The organism is Mycetocola sp. Y791 (assembly GCF_059445325.1).
In genome coordinates this window covers 522973-544694 of record NZ_JCAIUC010000001.1, presented here as the reverse complement: position 1 = coordinate 544694, position 21722 = coordinate 522973, and the positions used below count along the sequence as shown (strand labels likewise).

The following is a 21722-nucleotide window of genomic DNA, read 5'->3' as shown; positions in this document are numbered from 1 at the left end:
AAACAGGGGTCACAGCGGTCACAGCGGTCACAGCGGAAAGGAGCGTCATGGTCACTCAGCGCCATCGCCGCATTGCCGTGGCGCTTCTTGCGATCGGTGCCCTCGCCGTTTTCGGCATCACCTTCTGGCCGACCCCGATCGACGCCGGCTTCGCCGACACGCTCCGAGGCTGGCTCGCCGCGCAACAGAGCGCCGGGGGCCCCGGTCTCCTCCGTTACGGCGTCGTGGAATTCGCGGCGAACATCGCCATGTTTGTCCCGCTGGGCTTCGTGCTCGCCGTGCTGCTGCCTCCCGGACGCCGGTGGCTGTCACCTGTCGCGTGCTTCGCGCTCTCGCTCGTCATCGAGACCGGACAGCTGCTTTTCAGGTCAGGGCGACTCGGCGATATCACCGATCTGCTCGGCAACACGCTCGGTGGGCTCATCGGCGCGAGCCTGCTCACACTGGCCCTCACGGCAACCAGAGCGCGGACCGCGCGGCAGGAGCGGCGCGAGCGGGCGGCGGGCGGGCACACGAGGCCCTACCCGGCCGCGAGCATCGATCCGTAGGCCGGCTGGCCGGGGCAGGTGGCGAGCACACCCTCCATAGCCGAGCGTTCGGCGGCGGTCACCCACAGCCGATAGACGGCCTTCACCGAGATTTGCCGCGCCACGTATTCACAGCGGTAGCTCTTCCCGGGTGGGAGCCAGGTTGCCGCGTCGCCCGCCTGCTTTTGCCCGTTGGAGGAGGCATCCGTCGCCTGAAGGTTCAGCGGATCGTTGGCGAGCGCCTCGCGCTCAGCCTGGCTGAGCTGCTGTGCGCCGGTCTCCCACGCGTTCATCAGCGCAACGACGTGGTCGACCTGCACAGCGGTGGAGGTCTCTTGCCCGCGGGTGAACTCGACGTCGATGCCGCCGTAGATGTTGTCGAGCGACCCGGACATCACCCGGCAGTCGCCCTCGAGGAAAATATCGGTGAGATCACGGGCGAGGATGTCGTTGCGGGTGTCGCAGCCGTTACCGTCGACGTCGATCCAGGCCCTCCCGAACGAGCCGGTGCGGTCGTAACCGGTCTTCGGCGCGCGGCCCTTCGTCGGGAGCGCGGCCAGTGTCTCGCTCGCTGTCCCCACGATCGGGGCGGATGCCATGGGTCCGGTGCTGCCGGTCCCGGGTGCCGCGCCGTTATCGGTGTCGCCCGTCTCGGCCGGGCTCGGGGCCTGCGACGTGGATGGCCGGGTCCCAGGCTGCTGGGCAGCATCCTGCGGGCTGAACATCGACACCGCGAGGGCGATGGCAGCGGCGAGGGCGACGAGCGCTCCGGCCAGGGTGGACGCCCGGGGCGTCGAACGTTGCCCCATGTGGCGACTCCAGTTTCTCTCCCCTCGAGCCTACCGGCCGCACTCGGCGCACCCGACGAGCAGCCCCGCACCGGCGCCGTACGGACTACCCGTGCTCCCTGACGAACGACAGCGCAACCTCGGCGACGTCCCGCCACCCGTGGTCGATCGTGAGCGAGTGACCCCGGCGCGGAATCTCGATGATCTCGGTGTGCCCGGGGTTGTGCTCCTGCTGCTTGAACCCGGCCTGCGCGATGGCCCACGGGATCATGTGGTCGAGCTCCCCCGAGATGATCAGCAGCGGCCCGCGGTCAGGATTCCGGGTATCCACGACGATCTGGCTGAACGGGTTGATGTTCGCCGTTGCCGCTTCAAACAGCGGGATGCCGGCCGCAGCGACGTGGAATTCGTCATACAGCGCCCGCCCCTCCTCGTCGTCGAGGGCGTTCGTCCAGCCGTAGGCGAACTGCTCGTAGGTGAGCGAGACCGCGCGCGTGGCGTTCGCCGGGTTGCTGAGCACCGGCGCCGCCGCCTTGAGTGATGACAGCGGCAACGGCAGCACCCCTCGGAATGGAGCGGGCGAAACCGCGACGGTCACGGTTGCCTCACCGGTGCCCGCGAGGCTCTGGGCGATCAGGCCACCGAACGAGTGACCGATGATCGCTGGCTTGTCCGCCAGGTGACCGATGGCATCCAGAAAGTGCTCGGTGACCTCCCTGACCATCTTGTGCGCGAACACGGCCGGGTCCTGCCGTGCGGCCTCGACAGTCGCGGGGTCGTCGGGCCAGATCGGTGCGAGTGTGGCATACCCCGCATCCTCGAAGAGCGCGCGCCACCGGTCCCAGCTCGATGACAGCAGCCAGAGCCCGTGCACAAACACGATGGGTGGGCGCCCGGACTCGTTCGCTCGCTCGATTTCGCGTAACTCGGTGTCGGTAAGGAGACTGCCTCCCATGGCGCACCCCGTTCTGTCCGTTCAGAAAGCCTGCGATGACTGCGACCCTATTCCCCACGCCGGGATGCCGTCTAGGGCACCGGCGGGACGGCGGAGATCCATCGCGGTCGCTGCGAGCGCAACAGGGCCACCCCGCAGGACGCGCGCATTTCACGAAGCGAGCCGTGCGGCCCTACGCTCGACACCATGACCGCGACAGCGCCGCACCCCGCATCGCAGGGCGCGACTCTCGGCGTCGCTCTCGTTCTCGGCGGCCTGCTCTGCCAGGAAATCGGTGCGTCGTTCGCTGTGCTCCTCTTTCCTGTCGTCGAGCCGGTGGGCATGGTGGCCCTGCGGCTCGTCTTCGCCGCCCTGCTCCTGGTGATCGTTGCCCGCCCGGCGCTCGGCGGACACTCGCGGGCCGACTGGGTCACCGTCGGCGGCTTCGGCCTCATCCTCGCCGCAATGAATGTTCTGTTCTACCTGGCGCTCGAGAGGCTCCCGCTCGGCCCGGCGGTGACCATCGAGGTGCTCGGCCCGCTGCTCCTGTCGGTGATCGTGAGTCGCCGGGCATCGAGCTGGCTCTGGGCGGTTCTCGCCGTCGCCGGAGTCGGACTGCTCGGCTGGGGCGGGGTCGACGAACTCGATCCGGTCGGTGTGCTCTTTGCCGCTGGCGCAGGTTCGTGCTGGATGGCGTACATCCTGCTCTCGGCGCGGACGGGCGCGCGGTTCCCGAAGCTCGACGGACTCGCCATCGCCATGACCATCGGCGCGCTGGTGACACTGCCGTTCGGCATCGCACATGCCGGAGCCGTACTCTTCGAGCCCCGAATCCTCGCTCTCGGGGCTGCGGTTGCTGTCCTCTCCTCCGCCATTCCATACGCCCTCGAATTGTTCGCCCTCCGGCGTCTCGCCGCCTCGGCTTTCTCCATCCTGATGAGCCTGGCTCCAGCGACGGCGGCCGTCGTTGGGGTGGTCGTGCTGCACCAGCACCTCAGCATCCTCGGCTGGGTCGCGATCGGTCTCGTCATCCTCGCCAGCGTGGGCGCCGTGAGGTCGGCGGCAACGCGGTCCCGGCGCCTCGCCGGCCTGGGCGAACCGGTCGCCTGACCCGGCGCCGACGAGCGTTCCCGGCGTCCGCTCACCGCGAACCGCAGAGTGAACAGTTCCCAGCCATCGATGACAAAATGACTGGGTGACCAATTACCCGGAGCTCGACGGCTACGAACCGAGTGACGGCAGGCCACTGCCATCACAGCGAATGCTCCGCCCCATGCGTTTCCTTGTCATCATTGGCGTGATCGCTTTGATCCTGCCCGGCATCCTCGTCACCATCTCGACGGCAACGCACACCGCCGACGTGAGCTGCAGCCTGGTGGTCCAGCGCGACGCCCCGTTCGCGACAGGCTCGACCGCGCGGTTCGAGATGATCGGCCCAGAGGGACCGGCCTGGTATTGCTACGCCGAGGTTCGCGACGAACCTGACCTCCTCCTCGCCTCCCTCGGGCTCATCCCGGGCGCTCCGCCGCCCCCGCAACCCGAGCTCATCACGAGCTAGCGACCCGCACTACCACCGCACGCGGAAAGCGCAAGCCCCTCGCTGCGGACGCGGCTTGACCGCGGAAACCACTAACGTTGGTGAAGATGCGATGGATGAGTCCTCGCCGGCAGAGACAGGAAATACCAAGTGATTGTTCACAGGCTGACCGTCGACGGACGTGACTACTTCCTCCCGGACCCGGTAACCGAACTGCGGTCACAGATCCTCAAGGCCATTCAAGCCGGCGGCGGATACGTCACCATCCCACCGCTACGCGGTGGGCCCGGCCTGGACATTCTGTTCTCCCCCGGCATGCCCGTTGTGTGGAGCCAGATCGAGGTCGGCGGCGACAATGGATCCGATTCCGGCAACGAGAACTCGGTGCCGATCGAAGACGACTCCTTCAGCGGACTCTGACCTTCTGAGGCACCCGGACGGCAACGCGCTCATCGCGCACCGGCCAGTACCGGGTCCAGCTCCTCGACCGGCTGCGGGCGACCGAAAAGGTAGCCCTGCGCCCGGTCGCAGTGAATGCGCTGCACCAGGTCGAGGTGTTCCGTTGTCTCGACACCCTCGGCGACCACGCGAACGCCGCGCTCCTGGAGCAGCGACACCGCGACCGCGATCAGCGCACCGTTGCTCGTATTCCCCTGGATCAGCGACTTGTCGATCTTGAGCTCGGTGATCGGCAGGTCCCTGAGCTGGGCGAGCGATGAGTGCCCGGTGCCGAAGTCGTCGAGCGAGACGCCGAGGCCGATGGCTCGCAACCGTTCGAGCCGGGTGGCAACATCGGCGAGATCCATGATGAGCTGCGATTCGGTGATCTCGATCGTGAGTGTGCCGTCGGGTAGTTGGTGCTCACCGAGGAGGTCGTGAAGCTGCTCGAAAACCTCCGGTGTCGCGAGCTGAACAGCGGAAACGTTCACCGACACGTGGATTGCAAGACCGTCACCCCGCCACCTGGCAGCGTGGCGGCATCCCTCCTCCAGCATGAAGGCGCCGATCTCGTGAATGATGCCTGTGCTTTCCGCGATGGGAATGAACTCGACCGGCGGGATGAGTCCCTGCGTCGGATGCCGCCAGCGCGCGAGCGCCTCGACCGCCGTGATCTCACCGGTGGCAACGTCGATCTGTGGCTGGAAATATGCCTCGATCTCGTGTCTCGAGACGGCACCCCAGAGGTCGTCTTCGAGCGTCATTGCGGCCTGCCAAGCCTCGCCGCTCCGGTAATTCGGAGAGCGGCCTCAAGAGTTCGCTGGCAAAATCGCATAGCTCATGGTGCAACGCCCGTCACGGGAAATCTACGCTCGCGGTTTTCGGCGCCTTGTGCGTATAATCCGCCACAGGGCATCTGAGAGGCCGGTTCACTGTCGGAAAGGTGCATCGCGTTGCTCACCGCCAGCGTGCTCCACTAAAATTTTTGAGCCACCGAAACGGCGGCACCGATGAGCGGTTCTCGGGATTTCAGCAGTGCACACAGCAGGAGCCGCAATGATTACAGACGCAACCACAGCGATCCGCAAACGGAACAACGTTTCGGTGACGGGCAACCCCGCCGGTCGACCCATTGTTTTTGCACACGGGTTCGGGTGCAGCTCCGAAATGTGGAGCCAGGTCGCACCGCAGTTCGAGGACGACTACCTCGTCATCCGGTTCGACCATGTCGGCGCGGGGGCGAGCGACCTCTCGGCGTACGACGCGGGGAAGTACGACTCGCTGTACGGATACGCCGATGATGTCCTCGAAATCCTCGAGGACCTCGACCTCACGGATGTCGTCTTCGTCGGTCACTCTGTAAGCGCGATGATCGGTGTTCTCGCGGCGACGCGCGATGCGGGGCGCTTCGGAGCTCTCGTCCTCGTCGGTCCGTCACCCCGCTACGTCAACACCGAAAACTACACGGGCGGGTTTGAGCAGGAAGACATCGATTCCCTGCTCGACGCGCTCGATGCGAACTACCTGGGCTGGTCGGCCACGATGGCGCCGCTCATCATGGGCCACAGTTCACGTCCCGAGCTGGGAGAATCGCTCACCGAGAGCTTCTGCCGCACGGATCCGACGATCGCGGGGCACTTCGCCCGGGTGACGTTCCTCTCTGACAACCGGCACGACCTGCCCCACGTCACGACGCCCACGCTGGTGCTGCAGTGCCAGGAGGACATCATCGCGCCGCTCGCGGTCGGACAGTACGTGCACAGGTCGATCCCCGGGAGCACGCTCGTCGTTCTCGAGGCCACAGGGCACTGCCCCAACCTCTCCGCCCCTGACGAGCTGACCAGCGAGATCAAGGCATACCTGCGGTGACAATCACCGGCGATGATGCATCCGACGGGGCGTTGACCGCCAGCCGGCACGATTTCGAGGAGCTCTTCGAACACGCGCCGTGCGGGTATCTGGTCACCGACGCCGACGGAACGATCACGGCGGTCAACACCACCTTCCTCCGCATGGTCGGACTCTCCCGTGAGGACGTCATCGGACGCTCCTTCCAGTCGCTTCTCACCGTCGGCAGCCGGCTCTTCCACGAGACGCGGTACCTCCCCGTGCTGCGGTTGCGCGGGCGCGTCAATGAGATCGCCCTCTCGCTGATGTGCGCAGACGGGTCGACGCTGCCCACCCTCGTCAACGGAGTCCAAGCCGACGAGTCCGCTGAGGTCCGGGTCGCCGTGTTCGACTCGACGGAGCGCCGCGACTATGAGCGCGAACTCCTTACCGCCCGGCGTGCCGCCGAATCCTCCGAGGCGTGGATCCGCGTGCTCCAGTCCGCGTCCAGCGCGTTCACAATCGCCGAAACCGAGGAGGCTCTCGCCGAAGCCCTCGCCGAGAGCGCGCGTGAGGCATTCACCGCGACCCACACGGCCGTCCTCTTCGCCGACCAGACCGGGACCCTCTCCGTCGCCGCTGGCACCCACCCGCTCCGGCACCTGATGCATGTCCCCGGCATGCCCGAGCACAGGGCGATGGACCTCGGCAGGGTCGTCACCGTGTCGACGACCGAGGAGGACGACCTTCGGTCGACGGATACGGCATCCGTTCTTCGCTCCGCCCGTCTTGAAACGGTCAGCGCCGTTCCGCTCATGGAGGCAGGCCGGCCGATCGGCGCCGTCGTCTGCTTCTTCGGGCGCCGCCGGGACATCGACGACGAGGCCGTCGAACTCTTTACAACACTGGCCAGGCAGGCGGCGCACGTGCTGTCGCGCATCCGTTTGCAGGCGCAACTGGCGAGGATGGCGCTGTGCGACCAGCTCACCGGGCTGGGAAACCGGAAGGTATTGCAGGTCAGGCTGACCCAGGCTCTCGCGACAGCGAACCGAAGCGGGCGACCCCTCGCTGTCGTGTTCCTCGATCTCGACGGGTTCAAAGTCGTCAACGACAGTTGCGGTCACGCCATCGGTGACGAGGTGCTGCGTCAGATCGGCGACCGCCTCAAGACCTCGGTTCGAAGCAACGACACCATCGCCCGGTACGGCGGCGACGAGTTCGTCATCGTCTGCGAAGACACCGACGCGGATGCCGTCAGCCACGTCACCGACAGGATCCGCGCCGCGGTGAAAGAACCGCTCATCGATGTTCCCGACGAGTTCCCGGTGTCGGCGTCGATCGGTGTCGCACTCCTCGCGCCGGACGCCGAATCGCAGGTCACGACCGACGGCATCCTGAAACTTGCGGATGCCGCGATGTACCAATCGAAGAACGCGGGCAAAGACCGGGTCACCGTCGTCACCGTGTGAGCGGCAGGATCGCTGTCAATCACCTGTCCGAGCGTGTGGCCGATTCCGGTATCGACGGTGCGCAGCCCTAGAATCAAGAAGCCCTGTCGGAGACCCCGAGAGGCGACAAAGCCAATACGGAGGTCCGCCCGGTGGGAACGCTCACTTACGACTCAAAAGTGACAGCATCGATCGATGATCGCATCCTCTCCCACCTGCAGATCGTCATGCTCGCCAAGCTGCGCCGCGGTGAAGCCTTTGCGTTCACCTGGAGCGAGAAGGCCAACGGCCTCGGGCGCACCACGATCTGGATCCACTCGGCGATTTCACTGACCTTCCAGTACTACGGCGGCAAGAGCCCGATCATCAACCCGGCGTGGGTGCAGGCACTCGTCCGGTCGTCGAACTCCGTGTCGGGGCTCGAGATCGTTCCTGAGCCACCGGCAACCGCGGCCAAACCCGAGCCCGTATAACCCGGACCGCATACTCAACTGCTGCGCTTACTCGGTCCCCCGGCTGCGGTGGGCGGATGCCCGCTCGTCGCGCACCACATCGGGCAGCGACGCCACCGGGGCGATCACGAGGTCCTGCACCTTCCAGTCCAGGTCGATGCACGCTTTGCGGGCCTCGTCGAGTTGCTCGACGCTGACTTTGCCCGGGTCGCGCGGAACCACGAAGGCCTCGATGTGGAGGACGTGCCCCTGGTCGCGTGCCCGTGAACCGGCATCCGCGACCCAGTCCAGAGACCGCAGGTAGGAATCGACGCGGTCAACAACCGGGTGCGGTTTCGCGTCATCGAAGGTCATCGCACGGGTGTCCATGAGGTCTTCAACGGCGGCGCGAATGTTCTTGACACCGTCCCAGAGGATGCTGCCGGCGATGAACAGCGCGGCGGCGGAGTCCGCCCACCACAGACCCAGCCCGATGCCGCCGACGCCGACGATGGAACCGACGGCGGTCATCCAGTCGGCCTTGTTCATGTCTGCGTCGGCATAGAGCACTTTGTCGTGCAGCTCGCGCGCGAGTTTCATCTTCGCGCGCCCGATGAAGACCGGCGGCAGCGCGATAGCTGCCATCACTGCCATCATCAACCAGCCCAGCCAAAACACGTGTCCGAAGAGTGTCACCGAGCCGATGCTCGGATGCTCGGATGCCAGCAGCGACGAGGCGGAGTCGATGATGAGGAAGGTACCCATCGTGACGAGGGCAACCGCGGCGACGAGGTGTCCGACCCCGACCGAGCGGTGATACCCGTACGGATGCTTCCGGTTCGGGGTGAGACGCGCGACGCGGATGGCGATGAGAAAGACGAGCGGCGGGATGAACGAGAGGAGGTCCTCGATCCACGCGGCTTTCATCGCCTGCGAGTTGCCGAGCACCAGGAAGACGAGGAAGACGGTGACCGCGAGGAAGCCTATGGTGATCCACTCGAGCCTGATGGCCTTCTTGAGGGTCTCTGTCTGCTTCTCGGGGAGTTCGGTCACTCCGAAGTTGAGGGTCACAGGGCAGCCTCCTCGGTGAGGAATTTCTCGAGTTCGAGGAGAAACGCGTTCTCGCCCATCGGCGCGGCCATCACGTGTTTGGCCGTCTTGCCGCCGCCGATGCTGACCTCGTCGAATGGCCTGGTCACCGCAACCTTGTCGGCCCACGGCGTGGCATCCGTGAGTCCGCCGATCACGAGGTCGAGCCGCCCCGCGTCGAGGTCAGCGATGAGCTTCTCCTCACCGCCCTCCGTCCACGCGATCTCGGCGTCGAGTTCGTCGGCGAACTTCTCGACGAGGGCGACCTCGACTCCGGATGGCTCGCCACCGTCGGAGATGTCGGCCCAGTCGCCGTTCGGGGAGACCCCGACGCGCAGCGTGCCACCGGTCACCCGGTCGAGGGTGCCGTTCGGGTCGGCCGGGAAACTTGACGCGCACCCGGTCAGGCCGAGCGCGAGCGCGAGTGCGCCGGCGGCGAGCGCCCGGCGAGCGACGGTACGAGGGGCACGAGTGCCGTGGGCGAGGGTGGGACAAGAGCGAAGCGCCATAGCCACACCATAACCACATCGAACGGCACCGCGGACGGATTTGACAGTGCCGCACTCGTGTGCCCGGCTCTCGCGTGCATCTCCTGTCCGTCCGGTCCCCGTGGCCGGCGCGGCGGCATCCGCCCGCCACATCGCCCTGACACAAGGACATCGTGCTGGCACAAGGACATAGTGCTGGCGCAAGGACGATCGCACCGATTGCGTCCTTATCCCGGGCCTTTGTCCTTATCCCGGGCCGACGGCATCCGCCTGCCGAGCCGACGGCATCCGCATGCCATCGCCACCGCCACTGGCGACAGGACAGAGTGCGTTTATCAGGACAGAGTCGGCGTTGTCGTCCTGATAAGCGTGCGATCTCCTGCACAGCGGGCGAACGGATGCCGGGCGAGTATGCCCTAGATCGGGACCGGTGTGTGAAATATGACGACGCGGAGTGGGAAGAACGGCGCGAAATCGTAACGCTGCACAACAGTACGTAACGGGAGCCAACATGTCGTAACCGTGAGTTGGCCCGGTGAGGGAACCTCGTCATTCTTGGGGTACTCGCCTGAGCTTTCCGCTGGGGCGCCGACCCTGGAGAAGAACCCATGACTTCACGACGCGCACGGTCCGCCCTCGTCTCAGGCCTCGCAGTCGTCATGGGCGCAACGCTGCTGCTCACGGGCTGCGCATCGGGCTCCGGAGCCGACGGCACGTCGAGCACCGGTGAACCGGTCGAGGGCGGCACCCTCGCACTGTCCATCTCGGCCGAACCCGGCTGCCTCGACGCTCACTCGATCTCAGCGACGCAGCACCAGCTGCTCGGCCGAATCATCTACGACAACCTCGTGACGCTCGACGCCGACGGCAACATCGCGCCGTACCTCGCGGAGAGCTGGGAGATCTCGGATGACGGAAAGACGTACACCTTCCACCTGCAGGAGGGCGTGACGTTCAGCGACGGCTCACCGTGGAACGCCGAGGTGCTCGGGCAGAACCTCGAGCACATGAGGGACCCAGCCACGAAGTCGCCGCTCGCCGCCGCGTACATCGCGCCGTACGTCGACGGCACCGTCGTCGATGAGTACACCTTCGAGGCGCACCTCGCCTACGCGTACACCCCGTTCCTCTACGGGCTGGCCCAGTCCTGGCTGGCCATGACCTCGGGCAAGGCGATCACCGAGTCCCCCGAGACGCTGTGCCGGAACCCCATCGGCTCAGGACCGTTCGTGGTCGAGGACTACAAGGTGGGACAGAGCATCAGCTACGTCAAGCGAGAGGGCTACAACTGGGGACCGGAGTGGCTCGACTACGACGGCGAGGCGCACCTCGACGGCATCGAGATCACCGTGGTGCCCGAGGCTGTCATCCGCTACGAGACGCTCGTCTCCGGCCAGTACGACATCACCGAGAACCTCCCGCCCCAGAACGCGGAGGCCATCCAGGCCAACGACTCGTTCGTGTACGAGAACCTCGTGCGGGCCGGCAGCCCCAACGTGCTGCACTTCAACCTCTCGCGGGCGCCGTTCGACGACATCCGCGTTCGTGAAGCGTTTGTCGCCGCTGTCGACCGCGAAGCCGTCACCGACAGCGTCGGCTTCAACACCTTCAACGTCAAGGACAACTACCTCTCCTCCGAGACGCCGTACTACGACAAGTCCACCGAGGGCGTGCTCACCTACGACCCGGACCGGGCCAACGACCTGCTCGACGAGGCCGGCTGGGCGACGCGCGACAGCGACGGCTACCGCACGAAGGACGGCACACGGCTGACCGTGGTGGTGCCCACCGTGGAGAGTGCGACACCGAGTGCCCTCCTGGTGCAGCTTCAGGGCGAGGTCAAGAAGGTGGGCATTGAGCTACAGATCGACCAGTACCCGCAGGCGCAGCTCACCGAGATCCGGTACGCCGGCGACTACGACGGCTTCGCCGGGGTGTGGCACACGAACACGCCGGACGTCCTGTTCATCCGTTACGACTCCAGCGAAATCACCGGCGAGCGCATCGGGCAGAACGCGTCATACCTGTCGGATCCTGAGCTCGATGAGCTGCTCACCGCGACCCGTCAGGCTCCCGACGGCGATGAGGCGCGCGAGGCCTACTCGCTCGTTCAGCACCGTCTGCTCGAGCTCGTGCCCGGCCTGCCGCTCTACGAGAACCACAGCCAGTGGGCGTACTCGAAGAACGGGCTGAAGGGCATCGCGACAGACACCTCACACCCGGTGCCCGTCTTCACGAAGGCCTGGCTCGAGCAATGACCATCCTCCGCCGCATCTCGACGCGCCTTCTCCTCGGCGTCTTCGTGCTCTGGGGAGCTGCGACGCTCACGTTCCTCGCGCTGTACGTCACCCCGGGCGACACGGCCCTGATCATCCTCGGCGGAGCGGACGCTCGTCCCTCCGCCGAGGCTCTCGCCCAGGTTCGCGCCGACTATCTCCTCGACCAGCCGTTCCTGGTGCAGTACCTGCACTACTTCACCCAACTCCTGCAGGGCGACCTCGGTGAGTCATACCGGCTGAGAATGCCGGTAACGGATGCCATCGGCCAGCAGGTCGGCCCAACCGCTGTCCTCGCCGGAACCGCCGCCGTCCTCGCCCTCGTCCTGACCGTCGCGATCGCGGTGCTCACCGCCCAGCGCACACCGTGGTTGCGGTCGATCATCTCGGGCATCGAGGTCGTGCTCGCCGCGACTCCGAGCTTCATCATCGGCTTCGGGCTGCTCATCGTGTTCTCGTTCACGCTGCGGCTCGTCCCGGCCGGTGGCGGTGACGGACTGGTTCCGCTCATCCTGCCCGCCTTCACCCTCGCGCTGTCGCTCGTCGGTTCGCTCTCCCAGGTGCTGCGCAACGAACTGGAGGACGTGCTCGAACAGCCGTTCATCCTCACGGCCCGTGCCCGCGGGATGCGGGACACCCCGGTGCGGATCATCCACGCCCTCCGGCACGCCGCCCTCCCCACCATCACGATGTCCGGCTTCGTCGTCGCGACCCTCCTCGGCGGGTCGGTGATCGTGGAGACGCTGTTCTCAAGGCAGGGAGTCGGCGGGCTCATGCTCAGCTCGGTCTACAACAAGGACCTTCCGGTGGTCATGGGGATCGTCCTGATCTCAGCCGCCGTCTACGTCGTCGTCAACCTCGTCGTCGACATCCTGTACACGCTCGTCGATCCGAGAGTAGTCACATCGTGACCGTTGACATTTCGCACCAGGCATCCCGCACCACCATCGACGACGGGCTCGTCGTCCCCACGATCGCACCGGCACCGGTCAGTCCGGTTCGTGGCGCACGACGGCGGCGGCGATTCCGCCCGGGCCTCACACTCGCCGTGCTCTTTCTCGCCTGGGTGACGGTCGCCGCCCTCGCTCCGCAACTGCTGACATCCGTCGACCCCCTCGAGGTGTCTCCGGCGGACAGCTTCACTCCCCCTGGACCCGGCCACATCTTCGGAACCGACGAGTCGGGGGCGGATGTCTACAGCCGCGTCGTTCACGGAGCGGGCACGTCGCTTCTCATCGGGCTCGCGGCAACGGCGATCGGCGTGGTGTTCGGCACGATCATCGGACTGTTTGCCGGGCTGAGCAACCGGTTCGTGGAGAGCGCCGTCATGAGGTTCCTCGACGTGACGCTCGCGGTTCCCGAGCTCCTCCTCGCGCTCGTCGTGATCGCGCTCATCGGCGGTGGAACCCTCAACGCCATTCTCGCGATCGGCGCGGCCGGCATCGCCTACTACGCGAGGCTCGTGCGCGCGCAAACGCACATCGTGCGGCAATCCGCGTACGTCGAGGCGGCCACCACCCTCGGTTTCTCGCGGCTGCGGGTGATTCTCACCCACGTGCTGCCGAACGCCATCAAGCCGGTTCTCGTGCTCGCCACGATCGGTGTCGGCGGGGCGATCGGTGCCGGCGCATCGCTGAGCTTCCTCGGCCTCGGCACGCCGCCGCCCGCTCCCGAGTGGGGCGCGATGCTCTCGGTCGGACGCAACTTCATCTCCAATGCGCCCTGGCTGATCCTCGTGCCGTCGGCATTCCTCGTCGCGACGGTGCTCGCGATCACCGCGGTGGGCCGTGACCTCCGCCGCCGTTCCGAAGGGCGGGTAGCCCGGTGAGCGCGCGCGACACCCGCGCCGAGGCCCGGGGCGCCTCCCCCGTGGCCTCCGCCGGTGCCTCCCCCGTCGACTCCGCCGTGGATGCCGCTGCCCCCGCACTCGTGGATGTCCAGGGCCTCACGGTCGGCTTCGGCGCGGGCCATGACGCCACGACGGTGGTGCGCGACGTGTCGTTCCGCATCGACAGGGGCCAGTGCCTCGCACTCGTCGGCGAGTCCGGGTCGGGCAAGTCGGTCACCGCCCGCAGCCTGGTCGGCCTCGCCGGGCTGGGCTCGACGGTTCGCGCCGACCGGCTCAGCTTCGACGGCGCAGACACACGCAGCTGGCCTGACCGGCAGTGGCGCTCCACCCGCGGCGACCGGATCGGTTTCGTGCTTCAGGATGCCCTCTCCTCGCTCGATGTCCTCCGCACGGTCGGCGCTGAAATCGCTGAGCCACTCAAACTGCACACCTCACTGTCACGCCGCGAGCGCACCGCGAAGGTGCTCGATCTTCTCGGTCGCGTCGGCGTACCCGAACCGGAACTGCGGTACACCCAGCTCCCGTCCCAGCTGTCGGGAGGCCTCCGCCAGCGCGCCCTCATCGCGTCGGCGATCGCCGCCGACCCCGAGTTCCTCATCGCTGACGAACCGACAACCGCACTCGACGCCTCGATCGCGGCGCAGATCATCCGACTGCTCGAAACGCTCAAGGGCTCGTCAACGGGCATGCTCGTCGTCAGCCACGACCTGTCCGTCGTCGCGCGCATCGCCGACCGCATCGCCGTCATGCAGCACGGCGAGATTGTGGAAGAGGGCACAACGGATGCCGTGCTCTTCGACCCGCAACACGCCTACACGAAGACCCTCATCGCGGCAGTGCCCTCCCCGAGTTCGCGGCGCCGGCGGCTGTCGGCGCCGGTCGCGGGCGGTACAGGAGCAGCTGGCTCGGAGGGCGCGAACCCGGGCGCGACGGGCGCGACCGGCTCGGCGGGCGCGAACCCGGGCACCGTCGCGACCGGCCCGCACCCCACAGTCGCCCACACCAGGCCGCAACGCGACCGTGACGCCGCCCCTCTCGTCGTCGTGGAGCGCGTCACCAAGAGCTTCCCCGGCCACGACCGCACACGGCGGACCGTCGTCGAAGACGTGTCATTCAGCATCCGTCGGGGAACCACACTGGGGATCGTCGGCGAATCGGGGTCGGGCAAGACCACGACGGCTCGGATCCTCGCGAACCTCGAGACTCCGGACTCGGGTTCGGTGTCGATCGACTCGGTGTCGTGGGCATCGGCGACGCCCGCGGAGCGCACGCGGCTGCGTCGGCAGGTCCAGGTGGTCTACCAGGACCCGCTGAGTTCGTTCGACCCACGGTATACGGTGTCCCGCATCATCGGCGAGGCGGTGTCGGCCAGCGGGCGGACGTCGCGGGCCGAGCGGGCGGCGCGGGTGTCCGAACTGCTCGGGCTCGTGAGGCTCGGGGCGGCGCACCTCGGCCGTCGTCCGATCGAACTCTCCGGCGGCCAGCGCCAGCGGGTGGCGATCGCACGGGCGCTGGCCGCGAACCCCGCGCTGCTCGTCCTCGACGAGCCGGTGTCGGCGCTCGACGTGTCCGTGCAGGCGCAGGTCCTCGACCTGCTCGCCGACCTGCAGGACGAACTCGACCTGACCTACCTGTTCATCTCGCACGACCTCGGGGTGATCTTCCACGTCAGCGACGAGGTCCTCGTCATGAAAGACGGCCGCATCGTCGAGGCGGGCGCCGTCGACGATGTCTTCAGCCGACCGACACACGGGTACACCAGGGGTCTGCTCGATGCGTTGCCCCATTTTGATTCCGCACGCGGCTGACGGCATCCGCACCCCTCACTGAACCGCAACGAAAGCAGACGACGATGACCACCCTTCTCGACACCACAACCCCGGCACTCAGCGATGAGGAGCTCAGCGCCCTGTTCGCGCCGGTCTTCGAGCGCATTCGGGAGGGAGCCGTCGAGCGGGAGGCCGAGCGGGCGCTTCCGTTCGAGGCGGTCGCCTGGCTCAAGGCCGAGCGCTTCGGTGCGGTGCGGGTGCCGCGGGAGTACGGCGGTTTCGGCGCGACGGTCGGGCAGCTCGCGCGCCTGTTGAGCGAGCTTGGCGCCGCTGACTCGAACCTCCCGCAGCTGCTGCGTGGGCACTTCGCGTTCGTCGAGACGCGACTCGTTCACCCGGATGCCGAGGTCCGCGAGAAGTGGCTGCGCCGGGTCGCCGCGGGTGACCTCGTCGGCAACGCCTCGAGCGAGCTGACCGGCGCGTCGCTCGCCGAGGTCAGCACGGTGGTCTCGGAGGAGAACGGCAGGTTCTTCGTCACTGGGCGCAAGTACTACAGCACCGGCACGATCTTCGCCGACTGGGTGAGTGGGAGCGCGCGGGATGCCGCCGGCGGGCGGGTCTCGTACGTGGTGCGGACCGACGACCCCGGCGTGGAGCGCCTGGATGACTGGGACGGTTTCGGCCAGCGGCTGACCGGGAGCGGCACCACGATCTTCGACCACGCGGAGGTCGCCGCCGAGGACATCACCCGCTACACCGACGGCCGCATCAACCATGTGACGGCGTTCTTCCAGCTGGTGCTCGTTGCTACCCTCGCGGGTATCGGCAAGGCGGTCCTCACCGACACGGTTGAGTACGTCCGCCCGCGCACGCGCACGTTCATCACGGCGAGTAACCCGTTGCCGCGCGAGGATCCGCTCGTGCAGAGTGTCGTGGGTGAGGTGGCGGCTGCGTCGTTCACGGCCGATGCGCTCGTGGCTCATGCCGCCGCTGCGGTGGATGCCGCGTACCGCACGAACACGGACGGCACGCTCGACGACGCCGCGGTCACGGCGGCCGAGATCGCCGTGTACTCGGCCCAGGTCGCGATCGTGGACGTGGTGCTCGCTGCCGCCACCCGACTCTTTGAGGTGGGTGGGGCATCCGCTGCCTCATCGGAGCGCAAGCTCGACCGGCACTGGCGGAACGCCCGCACGGTGTCGTCGCACAACCCGGTGATCTACAAGAAGCGCACGGTCGGCGAGTTCTTCCTCAACGATCGGGCGCCCAACGCCGCGTGGAAGGAACTGCGCGAGGCTGCGGTGGACGCCGAGCTAAGGAAATAACGCTGAGGCAAGGACGGCTGGCCCTATCCCATCCTTATCTCGCCGCTATCTCCTTGTGCCGACGCCACGGCATCCGTTCGCTGGGCCGACCCGGCGGCATCCGTTCGCCCGCTCGCCGTTGCACCCCGCCGCTCTCGCGTCACCCGCAAAACAGGACATCGCACGGTTATCAGGACGGTCTCGGCGATTGTGTCCTGCTAAGCGTGCGATCACCTGCAAACCCGTAGAGCGGATGCCGCTGCGCCAGGCGCTCTGCCCGCTCGCGTCCCGCTCGAGCAAGCCGAGATAAGGAAATAACGGCGGGGGAAGGACGGCTGACCTCATCCCATCCTTATCTCGGCGCTTTCTCCTTATCCCGGTGCCGCGGCGCGCGGATGCCGCGGCTCAGGCGTAGCGGATCGGCTCCACGGGTACATCGAGGTTCGCTCCCCCGCGGTACCGCGCCGCGACGTGGCGCTCGGGCAGACGCCTGTTGCCCTCGCCGAACAGCCGCTCGCGGAGCGTCTCACCCTCGGGGTAACTCTCGCGCATCCGCCCGCGCTTGCGCAGCTCGGGAACAACGAGCTCAATGAAATCACGCGCCGTCTCGAACGAGTGATACTGGCGCAGGTTGATGCCGTCGATGCCGTCATCATCGAGCCAGCTCTCGATCTGGTCGGCGACCTCGAGCGGCGTCCCCGCCACGAAGAAGCGCCCCTCCCTGCCGGCGGTGATGCGCGCGAGGGCGTCCTCGACGGTGGTCTCCGCGCCCATGCTCGAGAGCATTGGGTGCGGTCCGACGTCGTCGATCACCGTGGCGATGGTCGCGTCTGACGGGTACGCGGTCAGGTCGAACGGCAGGCTGCCATGCGCGAGGATGCCATCGACGCTCGTATTCTCGCGGTAGCTCTGCAGTTTCGCCGCGACCTCCTCGTCGGTGCGACCAACCACAACGCCAGCCTGGACGATGAAACGAATGTCGTCACCGTCGCGCCCCTGCCGGACCGCGGCATCCCGCATCTCGTTCGCGTTCTTCTGGAAGTCCTCGACGGTGCGACCGCCGGTGAACACCACCTCGGCGTGACGCCCGGCGAACTCGATACCCTCAGGCGAGCCGGTGGCCTGGTAGATGACCGGGGTGCGCTGCAGCGACGGCTCGCTCAGGTGCGGCCCAGCGACCTTGAAGTGCTCACCCTCGTGGTTGATGTAGCGGACCTTGTCGGGGTCGGTGTAGACCCGGTTCTCGCGGTCATTCACGACCGCGTCGTCATCCCACGAGCCCTCCCACAGCTTGTAGAGCACATCGAGGTACTCGTCGGCGCGCTCGTATCGTGTTGCCTTGGGCATTTCGCCGTCGAGGCCGAAGTTGCGCGCCGCATTGGGCAAGTACGAGGTGACGACGTTCCAGCCGATCCGGCCCTTGGTGAGGTGGTCGAGGGTGCTCATCCGGCGGGCGAAGGCGAACGGTGGCTCGTAGGTGGTCGAGAAGGTGACGCCGAAGCCGAGGTGTTTGGTGACGGCGGCCATCGCCGGGATCACCAGCAGCGGATCGTTGTTCGGGATCTGCACGCCCTCACGCAACGCCGTCTCCGGACCGTCGCGGAACACGTCGTACGCACCGACCACATCGGCGAGGAAGATGCCGTCGAAGCCACCGGCCTCGAGGAGCTGGGCGAGCTCGGTCCAGTAGTCGATGTCATTGAACCGGTGCCGGTTGTTGCCCGGCAGCACCCACAATCCGTGCGAGATGTGGCTGACACAGTTCATCTCGAAGAGGTTGACGATGAGTTTCTTGGGCTCGGTCATCGGGGTCCTTCCGTTTCCGGTGCGCGGTGGTCGCGCTCGTCCGCGTGCTCGTGCTCCCGCTGCTCTCTGCCGCGCGAGATGTAGAGCGGATCGCTGGCCCGCTCGCCCTCGATGCCGGCGTAGATGCCGTCGAGACGGGCGAGGCTTTCCTCGCTGAGCGTCGCGTCGACAGCCGCGGCGTTCTCGTCGACCCGGTGCGCTTTGCGGGTGCCAGGGATCGGCACCACGGGGACGCCGAGCCGCCGGCCCGAGGCGTAGACCCAGGCGAGCGCGACCTGCGCGGGAGTAAGACCTTCGACCCCGGCGATCTGCCGCACAACCTCGACCGCTGCGACGTTGGCAGCGAAGTTCTCGTCGTTGAAGCGGGGGAAGTTGCGGCGGGCGTCCTTCTCACCCAGCGCCGCGGCATCCGTCACCCCGCCCGTGAGGAATCCGCGACCGAGCGGTGAATAGGCAACGAACCCGATGCCGAGCCGTGCCGCTGTGGGGATGACGTAGTCCTCGACGTCGCGGCTCCACAGCGACCACTCACTCTGCACAGCGGCGATCGGATGCACTGCGTTTGCGCGCTCGAGCTCGAGGGCGGTGACCTCCGAGAGGCCGATATGCCGCACCTTGCCCGCGGTGACCAGCTCGGCGAGCGCGCCAACCGTCTCCTCGATGGGCACCCGCGAATCGACGCGGTGGTAGTAGTAGAGGTCGACGCTGTCGGTGCCGAGCCGTTTCAGGCTCGCGTCGATCGACTCGTGCACATAGGCGGCGTCGCCCCTCGCCCGGAACCCGCCGTCGTCGGGCGTCGGCAGGATGCCGAACTTGGTCGCGAGCACGACCTCCGCGCGGCGGTGCCTGAGCACACGGGCGAAGAGCTCCTCGTTGGCGCCCTGCCCGTAGACATTAGCCGTGTCGAGGAAGGTCACGCCGATGTCAATCGCGTGGTTGATCGTGGCGAGCGACTGGTCAGGGTCGGCGGCGCCATACACATCGGTGAGGGCCATGCCCCCGAGGCCCTGCGCCGAGGTGGCGAGACCGTCGCCGAGCTCCACAGTGGGGATGCCTGTCATGGTGCACGTCCTTGTCGTCATCGGGATCTGCTTTCACCCTAGAACGACCGCCTCCCGTGTGTTCGGTTGTGTGTCTCACGCCGTCATATTCCGCAGGACGGATGCTGTCGGTCGCGGGCATCCGCTCGCCGCGATGCGCAGGAGATCGCACGGTTTGCAGGACGAGATCGCGCACCCGGGCCTGATAAACGTGCGATCTCCTGTTAATCGGTCGAGCCACCGTCACCGCACCGCACCGCACCGTCCGTCATCCCGACCCGACCGCTGTGGCGTCGCCACCCCACAGCACCCGTTCGCGCTGCGCATTCGCTCGCCTCACGGCACCCCCTCGCGACGCGGCATCCGCGCGCGCCCCGCACCCCTCGCGCCATCGCATCCGCTCGCCACGATGCGCAGGAGATCACACGATTTACAGGACGAGATCGCCAACCCGGGCCTGATAAACGTGCGATCTCCTGCAAACCGGTCGACGAGTCACCGTCGCCGCACAGCACACCACCCACCCCACCGGGCCACACAGCACACCAGCCCGCCGGGCTGCACAGCACCGCACTCGCACATAGCAGCAAATCGCGAAGATTGCGCATCGGGCAGTGTGGGTTGCGAGTGCGGCCGCGCTTGATCAGAGTTGAGTTATGTCATTGACGCACCCCCATGATTACCCCCAGACCGGCACCGACGACGTCACCGCGGACTCGGCATCGAGCAACTTTTACCCGAGCGACTCGAGCACCCTCAACGACCCGACCAACGCGAGCAACGCGACGAGCACCGCGAGCCCCGCACAGCCGACCCTCATCGCGAGGGGCCCGCTCAGCGGTCGCATCCTGGCGTTGGTCCTGACCGCGCCGACGGGTGACGACTCCCTCGACGGCACCGCCGACCTCGCCGCGGATGCCGCAGCCGCTGTCGCCGCGTCCGTCGACCTCGTGAACGACGAGGACGTCCAGCTCGCGCTCTTCCTTCTTTATGGCCTGCACTACGGGTCGCTCGCCGGTGCGCACGACGGATGGGAATGGCATCCGCACCTCATCGCCGCCCGACGCGTGATCGAGGCCGCGTTCGAGGCGCAGCTGCGGCGCGACATTCCCGTGCCCGACGCGCCCGAGCCCACCATGGCCGCCGTCGCCGACACGCTCTTCACCCTCACCGGTGCCGAGAGTGGCGGGCCGAGCCTGTCGCGCTTCATCGCGTCGAAGGCCAACCGGGAGCAGCTCGAGGAGTTCCTCATCCACCGCTCCATTTACACGCTCAAGGAAGCGGACCCGCACTCCTGGGCGATCCCCCGCCTCTCCGGCCGGCCCAAGGCTGCCCTCGTGGAGATCCAGGCCGACGAGTACGGCGGAGGTCGCCCCGACCGCATGCACGCCGCCATTTTCGCGGGCACCATGCGCGGGCTCGGACTCGACGACACCTACGGCGCGTACCTCAACTTCGTGCCGGCTGTGACACTGGCGTCGCAGAACATGATGTCGATGTTCGGGCTCAACCGGCGCCTTCGCGGTGCGATCGCCGGGCACCTCGCCGCGTTTGAGATGACCTCATCGATCCCGAACGGGCTGTACGCGCGCGGATTCCGCCGCAACGGTTTCGACGACGACGTGTGCTGGTACTTCGACGAGCACGTTGAAGCGGATGCCGTCCACGAGCAGATCGCGGGCCGCGACCTCGCGGGCGCCCTCGCCGAAGACGAACCAGCTCTGCTCCCCGACATCCTCTTCGGTGCGGCCGCGTGCCTCGTCGTCGACGGTTGGGCCGGCCAGGTCATGCTCGACGCATGGACCGCGGACGCATCAGCATTGCGGATGCCGCGAGCAACGACATCCGGGACCGCAGCGTGAGCGGCGCGGTTCGCCCCGAGCCCACCCAGATCATCGCCTGCCCGAACGGGCCGCTGCTCGTGCGCGGTGAGATGGACCTCACCACGCCCGACGGGCAGCCGATCGAGCGCACCCGCAAGACCGTCGCGCTGTGCCGGTGCGGGGTGTCGGCGATCAAGCCGTTCTGCGATGGGACACACAAGGCGATCGGGTTTAAGGCGCCGTAGCGCGCGTCGCGGTTTGCTGGGTTTGCACGGGTCTGCGATGTCGTAACCCGTGCAAAGTCAGCAACTCGCGGTGGTTGTCGCGGGACGGGTCTGGCGCGGCGGC

Annotated in this window: 21 protein-coding genes; 14 read left to right on the top strand and 7 right to left on the bottom strand. The window is 67.2% G+C overall.

Features of this window, described 5'->3' with window-relative positions; all coding sequences use genetic code 11:
* The first annotated feature begins 47 nt into the window (after positions 1 to 47).
* The gene (locus tag AC1C2N_RS02585; protein ID WP_495432764.1) at positions 48 to 548 is read left to right on the top strand and encodes a VanZ family protein; all 501 of its coding nucleotides are present in this window, start codon (positions 48 to 50) and stop codon (positions 546 to 548) included.
* On the opposite strand, the gene AC1C2N_RS02580 is transcribed toward AC1C2N_RS02585, so the two are convergent.
* Both AC1C2N_RS02580 and AC1C2N_RS02575 read right to left on the bottom strand, forming a co-directional pair.
* The gene (locus AC1C2N_RS02580; RefSeq protein WP_495432763.1) at positions 521 to 1336 is read right to left on the bottom strand and encodes an HNH endonuclease family protein; all 816 of its coding nucleotides are present in this window, start codon (positions 1334 to 1336) and stop codon (positions 521 to 523) included. The two genes, AC1C2N_RS02585 and AC1C2N_RS02580, sit on opposite strands and share 28 nt — an antisense overlap.
* 85 nt (positions 1337 to 1421) lie before the next feature.
* Complete coding sequence (locus tag AC1C2N_RS02575; protein ID WP_495432761.1) at positions 1422 to 2270, bottom strand: alpha/beta hydrolase; 849 nt, start codon at positions 2268 to 2270, stop codon at positions 1422 to 1424.
* 186 nt (positions 2271 to 2456) lie between these two features.
* On the opposite strand from AC1C2N_RS02575, the gene AC1C2N_RS02570 reads away from it, so the two are divergent.
* The 3 genes from AC1C2N_RS02570 to AC1C2N_RS02560 all read left to right on the top strand — a co-directional run bounded on the left by AC1C2N_RS02570 (position 2457) and on the right by AC1C2N_RS02560 (position 4206).
* Complete coding sequence (locus AC1C2N_RS02570) at positions 2457 to 3359, top strand: EamA family transporter (RefSeq protein WP_483405457.1); 903 nt, start codon at positions 2457 to 2459, stop codon at positions 3357 to 3359.
* Positions 3360 to 3444: 85 nt separating this feature from the next.
* Complete coding sequence (locus AC1C2N_RS02565; protein ID WP_483405456.1) at positions 3445 to 3807, top strand: hypothetical protein; 363 nt, start codon at positions 3445 to 3447, stop codon at positions 3805 to 3807.
* Positions 3808 to 3936: 129 nt separating this feature from the next.
* The gene (locus tag AC1C2N_RS02560; protein ID WP_483405455.1) at positions 3937 to 4206 is read left to right on the top strand and encodes a hypothetical protein; all 270 of its coding nucleotides are present in this window, start codon (positions 3937 to 3939) and stop codon (positions 4204 to 4206) included.
* 29 nt (positions 4207 to 4235) lie between these two features.
* On the opposite strand, the gene AC1C2N_RS02555 is transcribed toward AC1C2N_RS02560, so the two are convergent.
* Positions 4236 to 4988, bottom strand: a complete 753-nt coding sequence (locus AC1C2N_RS02555; RefSeq protein WP_483405454.1) for an EAL domain-containing protein — start codon at positions 4986 to 4988, stop codon at positions 4236 to 4238.
* A 292-nt stretch (positions 4989 to 5280) separates the two neighbouring features.
* Between AC1C2N_RS02555 and AC1C2N_RS02550 the strand changes: the two genes are divergently transcribed.
* From AC1C2N_RS02550 to AC1C2N_RS02540, 3 genes are all read left to right on the top strand, one after another.
* On the top strand, positions 5281 to 6093 hold the full coding sequence (locus AC1C2N_RS02550; RefSeq protein ID WP_483405453.1) for an alpha/beta fold hydrolase: 813 nt from the start codon (positions 5281 to 5283) through the stop codon (positions 6091 to 6093).
* Positions 6090 to 7520, top strand: coding sequence for a diguanylate cyclase (locus tag AC1C2N_RS02545; protein WP_495432760.1), 1431 nt, complete (start codon positions 6090 to 6092; stop codon positions 7518 to 7520). The genes AC1C2N_RS02550 and AC1C2N_RS02545 overlap by 4 nt, the downstream gene beginning before the upstream one ends.
* A gap of 131 nt (positions 7521 to 7651) precedes the next feature.
* A complete protein-coding gene (locus tag AC1C2N_RS02540) occupies positions 7652 to 7972 on the top strand; it encodes a DUF7882 family protein (protein ID WP_483405451.1) in 321 nt (106 codons plus the stop codon).
* A 27-nt stretch (positions 7973 to 7999) separates the two neighbouring features.
* Here the strand turns inward: AC1C2N_RS02540 and AC1C2N_RS02535 are convergent, their stop codons facing one another.
* Both AC1C2N_RS02535 and AC1C2N_RS02530 read right to left on the bottom strand, forming a co-directional pair.
* Entirely contained in the window at positions 8000 to 9001 is a 1002-nt protein-coding gene (locus AC1C2N_RS02535; protein ID WP_483405450.1) for a cation diffusion facilitator family transporter, read from the bottom strand.
* The gene (locus AC1C2N_RS02530; RefSeq protein ID WP_495432759.1) at positions 8998 to 9528 is read right to left on the bottom strand and encodes a transporter substrate-binding domain-containing protein; all 531 of its coding nucleotides are present in this window, start codon (positions 9526 to 9528) and stop codon (positions 8998 to 9000) included. The genes AC1C2N_RS02535 and AC1C2N_RS02530 overlap by 4 nt, the downstream gene beginning before the upstream one ends.
* Positions 9529 to 10115: 587 nt before the next feature.
* Between AC1C2N_RS02530 and AC1C2N_RS02525 the strand changes: the two genes are divergently transcribed.
* The 5 genes from AC1C2N_RS02525 to AC1C2N_RS02505 are packed head-to-tail and all read left to right on the top strand — an operon-like array spanning position 10116 to position 16726.
* On the top strand, positions 10116 to 11765 hold the full coding sequence (locus AC1C2N_RS02525) for an ABC transporter substrate-binding protein (RefSeq protein ID WP_495432758.1): 1650 nt from the start codon (positions 10116 to 10118) through the stop codon (positions 11763 to 11765).
* The gene (locus tag AC1C2N_RS02520; RefSeq protein ID WP_483405447.1) at positions 11762 to 12694 is read left to right on the top strand and encodes an ABC transporter permease; all 933 of its coding nucleotides are present in this window, start codon (positions 11762 to 11764) and stop codon (positions 12692 to 12694) included. Before AC1C2N_RS02525 ends, AC1C2N_RS02520 begins: the two co-directional genes overlap by 4 nt.
* Positions 12691 to 13611, top strand: coding sequence for an ABC transporter permease (locus AC1C2N_RS02515; RefSeq protein WP_495432757.1), 921 nt, complete (start codon positions 12691 to 12693; stop codon positions 13609 to 13611). Before AC1C2N_RS02520 ends, AC1C2N_RS02515 begins: the two co-directional genes overlap by 4 nt.
* Positions 13608 to 15440, top strand: a complete 1833-nt coding sequence (locus AC1C2N_RS02510) for a dipeptide ABC transporter ATP-binding protein (RefSeq protein WP_495432756.1) — start codon at positions 13608 to 13610, stop codon at positions 15438 to 15440. The genes AC1C2N_RS02515 and AC1C2N_RS02510 overlap by 4 nt, the downstream gene beginning before the upstream one ends.
* Positions 15441 to 15484: 44 nt before the next feature.
* The gene (locus tag AC1C2N_RS02505; protein WP_495432755.1) at positions 15485 to 16726 is read left to right on the top strand and encodes an acyl-CoA dehydrogenase family protein; all 1242 of its coding nucleotides are present in this window, start codon (positions 15485 to 15487) and stop codon (positions 16724 to 16726) included.
* Between the two features lie 384 nt (positions 16727 to 17110).
* On the opposite strand, the gene AC1C2N_RS02500 is transcribed toward AC1C2N_RS02505, so the two are convergent.
* Together AC1C2N_RS02500 and AC1C2N_RS02495 are read right to left on the bottom strand one after the other, a co-directional pair.
* The gene (locus AC1C2N_RS02500; RefSeq protein ID WP_495432754.1) at positions 17111 to 18511 is read right to left on the bottom strand and encodes an LLM class flavin-dependent oxidoreductase; all 1401 of its coding nucleotides are present in this window, start codon (positions 18509 to 18511) and stop codon (positions 17111 to 17113) included.
* Positions 18508 to 19572, bottom strand: coding sequence for an aldo/keto reductase (locus AC1C2N_RS02495; protein ID WP_495432753.1), 1065 nt, complete (start codon positions 19570 to 19572; stop codon positions 18508 to 18510). The genes AC1C2N_RS02500 and AC1C2N_RS02495 overlap by 4 nt, the downstream gene beginning before the upstream one ends.
* A gap of 635 nt (positions 19573 to 20207) precedes the next feature.
* Between AC1C2N_RS02495 and AC1C2N_RS02490 the strand changes: the two genes are divergently transcribed.
* Both AC1C2N_RS02490 and AC1C2N_RS02485 read left to right on the top strand, forming a co-directional pair.
* A complete protein-coding gene (locus tag AC1C2N_RS02490; protein ID WP_495432752.1) occupies positions 20208 to 21413 on the top strand; it encodes an iron-containing redox enzyme family protein in 1206 nt (401 codons plus the stop codon).
* Positions 21350 to 21619, top strand: a complete 270-nt coding sequence (locus AC1C2N_RS02485; RefSeq protein ID WP_495432751.1) for a CDGSH iron-sulfur domain-containing protein — start codon at positions 21350 to 21352, stop codon at positions 21617 to 21619. The genes AC1C2N_RS02490 and AC1C2N_RS02485 overlap by 64 nt, the downstream gene beginning before the upstream one ends.
* The last annotated feature ends 103 nt before the right edge of the window (positions 21620 to 21722 follow it).

What these genes read in the sequence shown, in the direction of transcription:
- AC1C2N_RS02585 (WP_495432764.1), top strand. Translation starts at nt 48, where the DNA reads ATGGTCACTCAGCGCCATCGCCGCATTGCCGTGGCGCTTCTTGCGATC.
- AC1C2N_RS02580 (WP_495432763.1), bottom strand. Translation starts at nt 1,336, where the DNA reads ATGGGGCAACGTTCGACGCCCCGGGCGTCCACCCTGGCCGGAGCGCTC.
- AC1C2N_RS02575 (WP_495432761.1), bottom strand. Translation starts at nt 2,270, where the DNA reads ATGGGAGGCAGTCTCCTTACCGACACCGAGTTACGCGAAATCGAGCGA.
- AC1C2N_RS02570 (WP_483405457.1), top strand. Translation starts at nt 2,457, where the DNA reads ATGACCGCGACAGCGCCGCACCCCGCATCGCAGGGCGCGACTCTCGGC.
- AC1C2N_RS02555 (WP_483405454.1), bottom strand. Translation starts at nt 4,988, where the DNA reads ATGACGCTCGAAGACGACCTCTGGGGTGCCGTCTCGAGACACGAGATC.
- AC1C2N_RS02550 (WP_483405453.1), top strand. Translation starts at nt 5,281, where the DNA reads ATGATTACAGACGCAACCACAGCGATCCGCAAACGGAACAACGTTTCG.
- AC1C2N_RS02530 (WP_495432759.1), bottom strand. Translation starts at nt 9,528, where the DNA reads ATGGCGCTTCGCTCTTGTCCCACCCTCGCCCACGGCACTCGTGCCCCT.
- AC1C2N_RS02525 (WP_495432758.1), top strand. Translation starts at nt 10,116, where the DNA reads ATGACTTCACGACGCGCACGGTCCGCCCTCGTCTCAGGCCTCGCAGTC.
- AC1C2N_RS02520 (WP_483405447.1), top strand. Translation starts at nt 11,762, where the DNA reads ATGACCATCCTCCGCCGCATCTCGACGCGCCTTCTCCTCGGCGTCTTC.
- AC1C2N_RS02505 (WP_495432755.1), top strand. Translation starts at nt 15,485, where the DNA reads ATGACCACCCTTCTCGACACCACAACCCCGGCACTCAGCGATGAGGAG.
- AC1C2N_RS02500 (WP_495432754.1), bottom strand. Translation starts at nt 18,511, where the DNA reads ATGACCGAGCCCAAGAAACTCATCGTCAACCTCTTCGAGATGAACTGT.
- AC1C2N_RS02495 (WP_495432753.1), bottom strand. Translation starts at nt 19,572, where the DNA reads ATGACAGGCATCCCCACTGTGGAGCTCGGCGACGGTCTCGCCACCTCG.
- AC1C2N_RS02490 (WP_495432752.1), top strand. Translation starts at nt 20,208, where the DNA reads ATGTCATTGACGCACCCCCATGATTACCCCCAGACCGGCACCGACGAC.
- AC1C2N_RS02485 (WP_495432751.1), top strand. Translation starts at nt 21,350, where the DNA reads ATGGACCGCGGACGCATCAGCATTGCGGATGCCGCGAGCAACGACATC.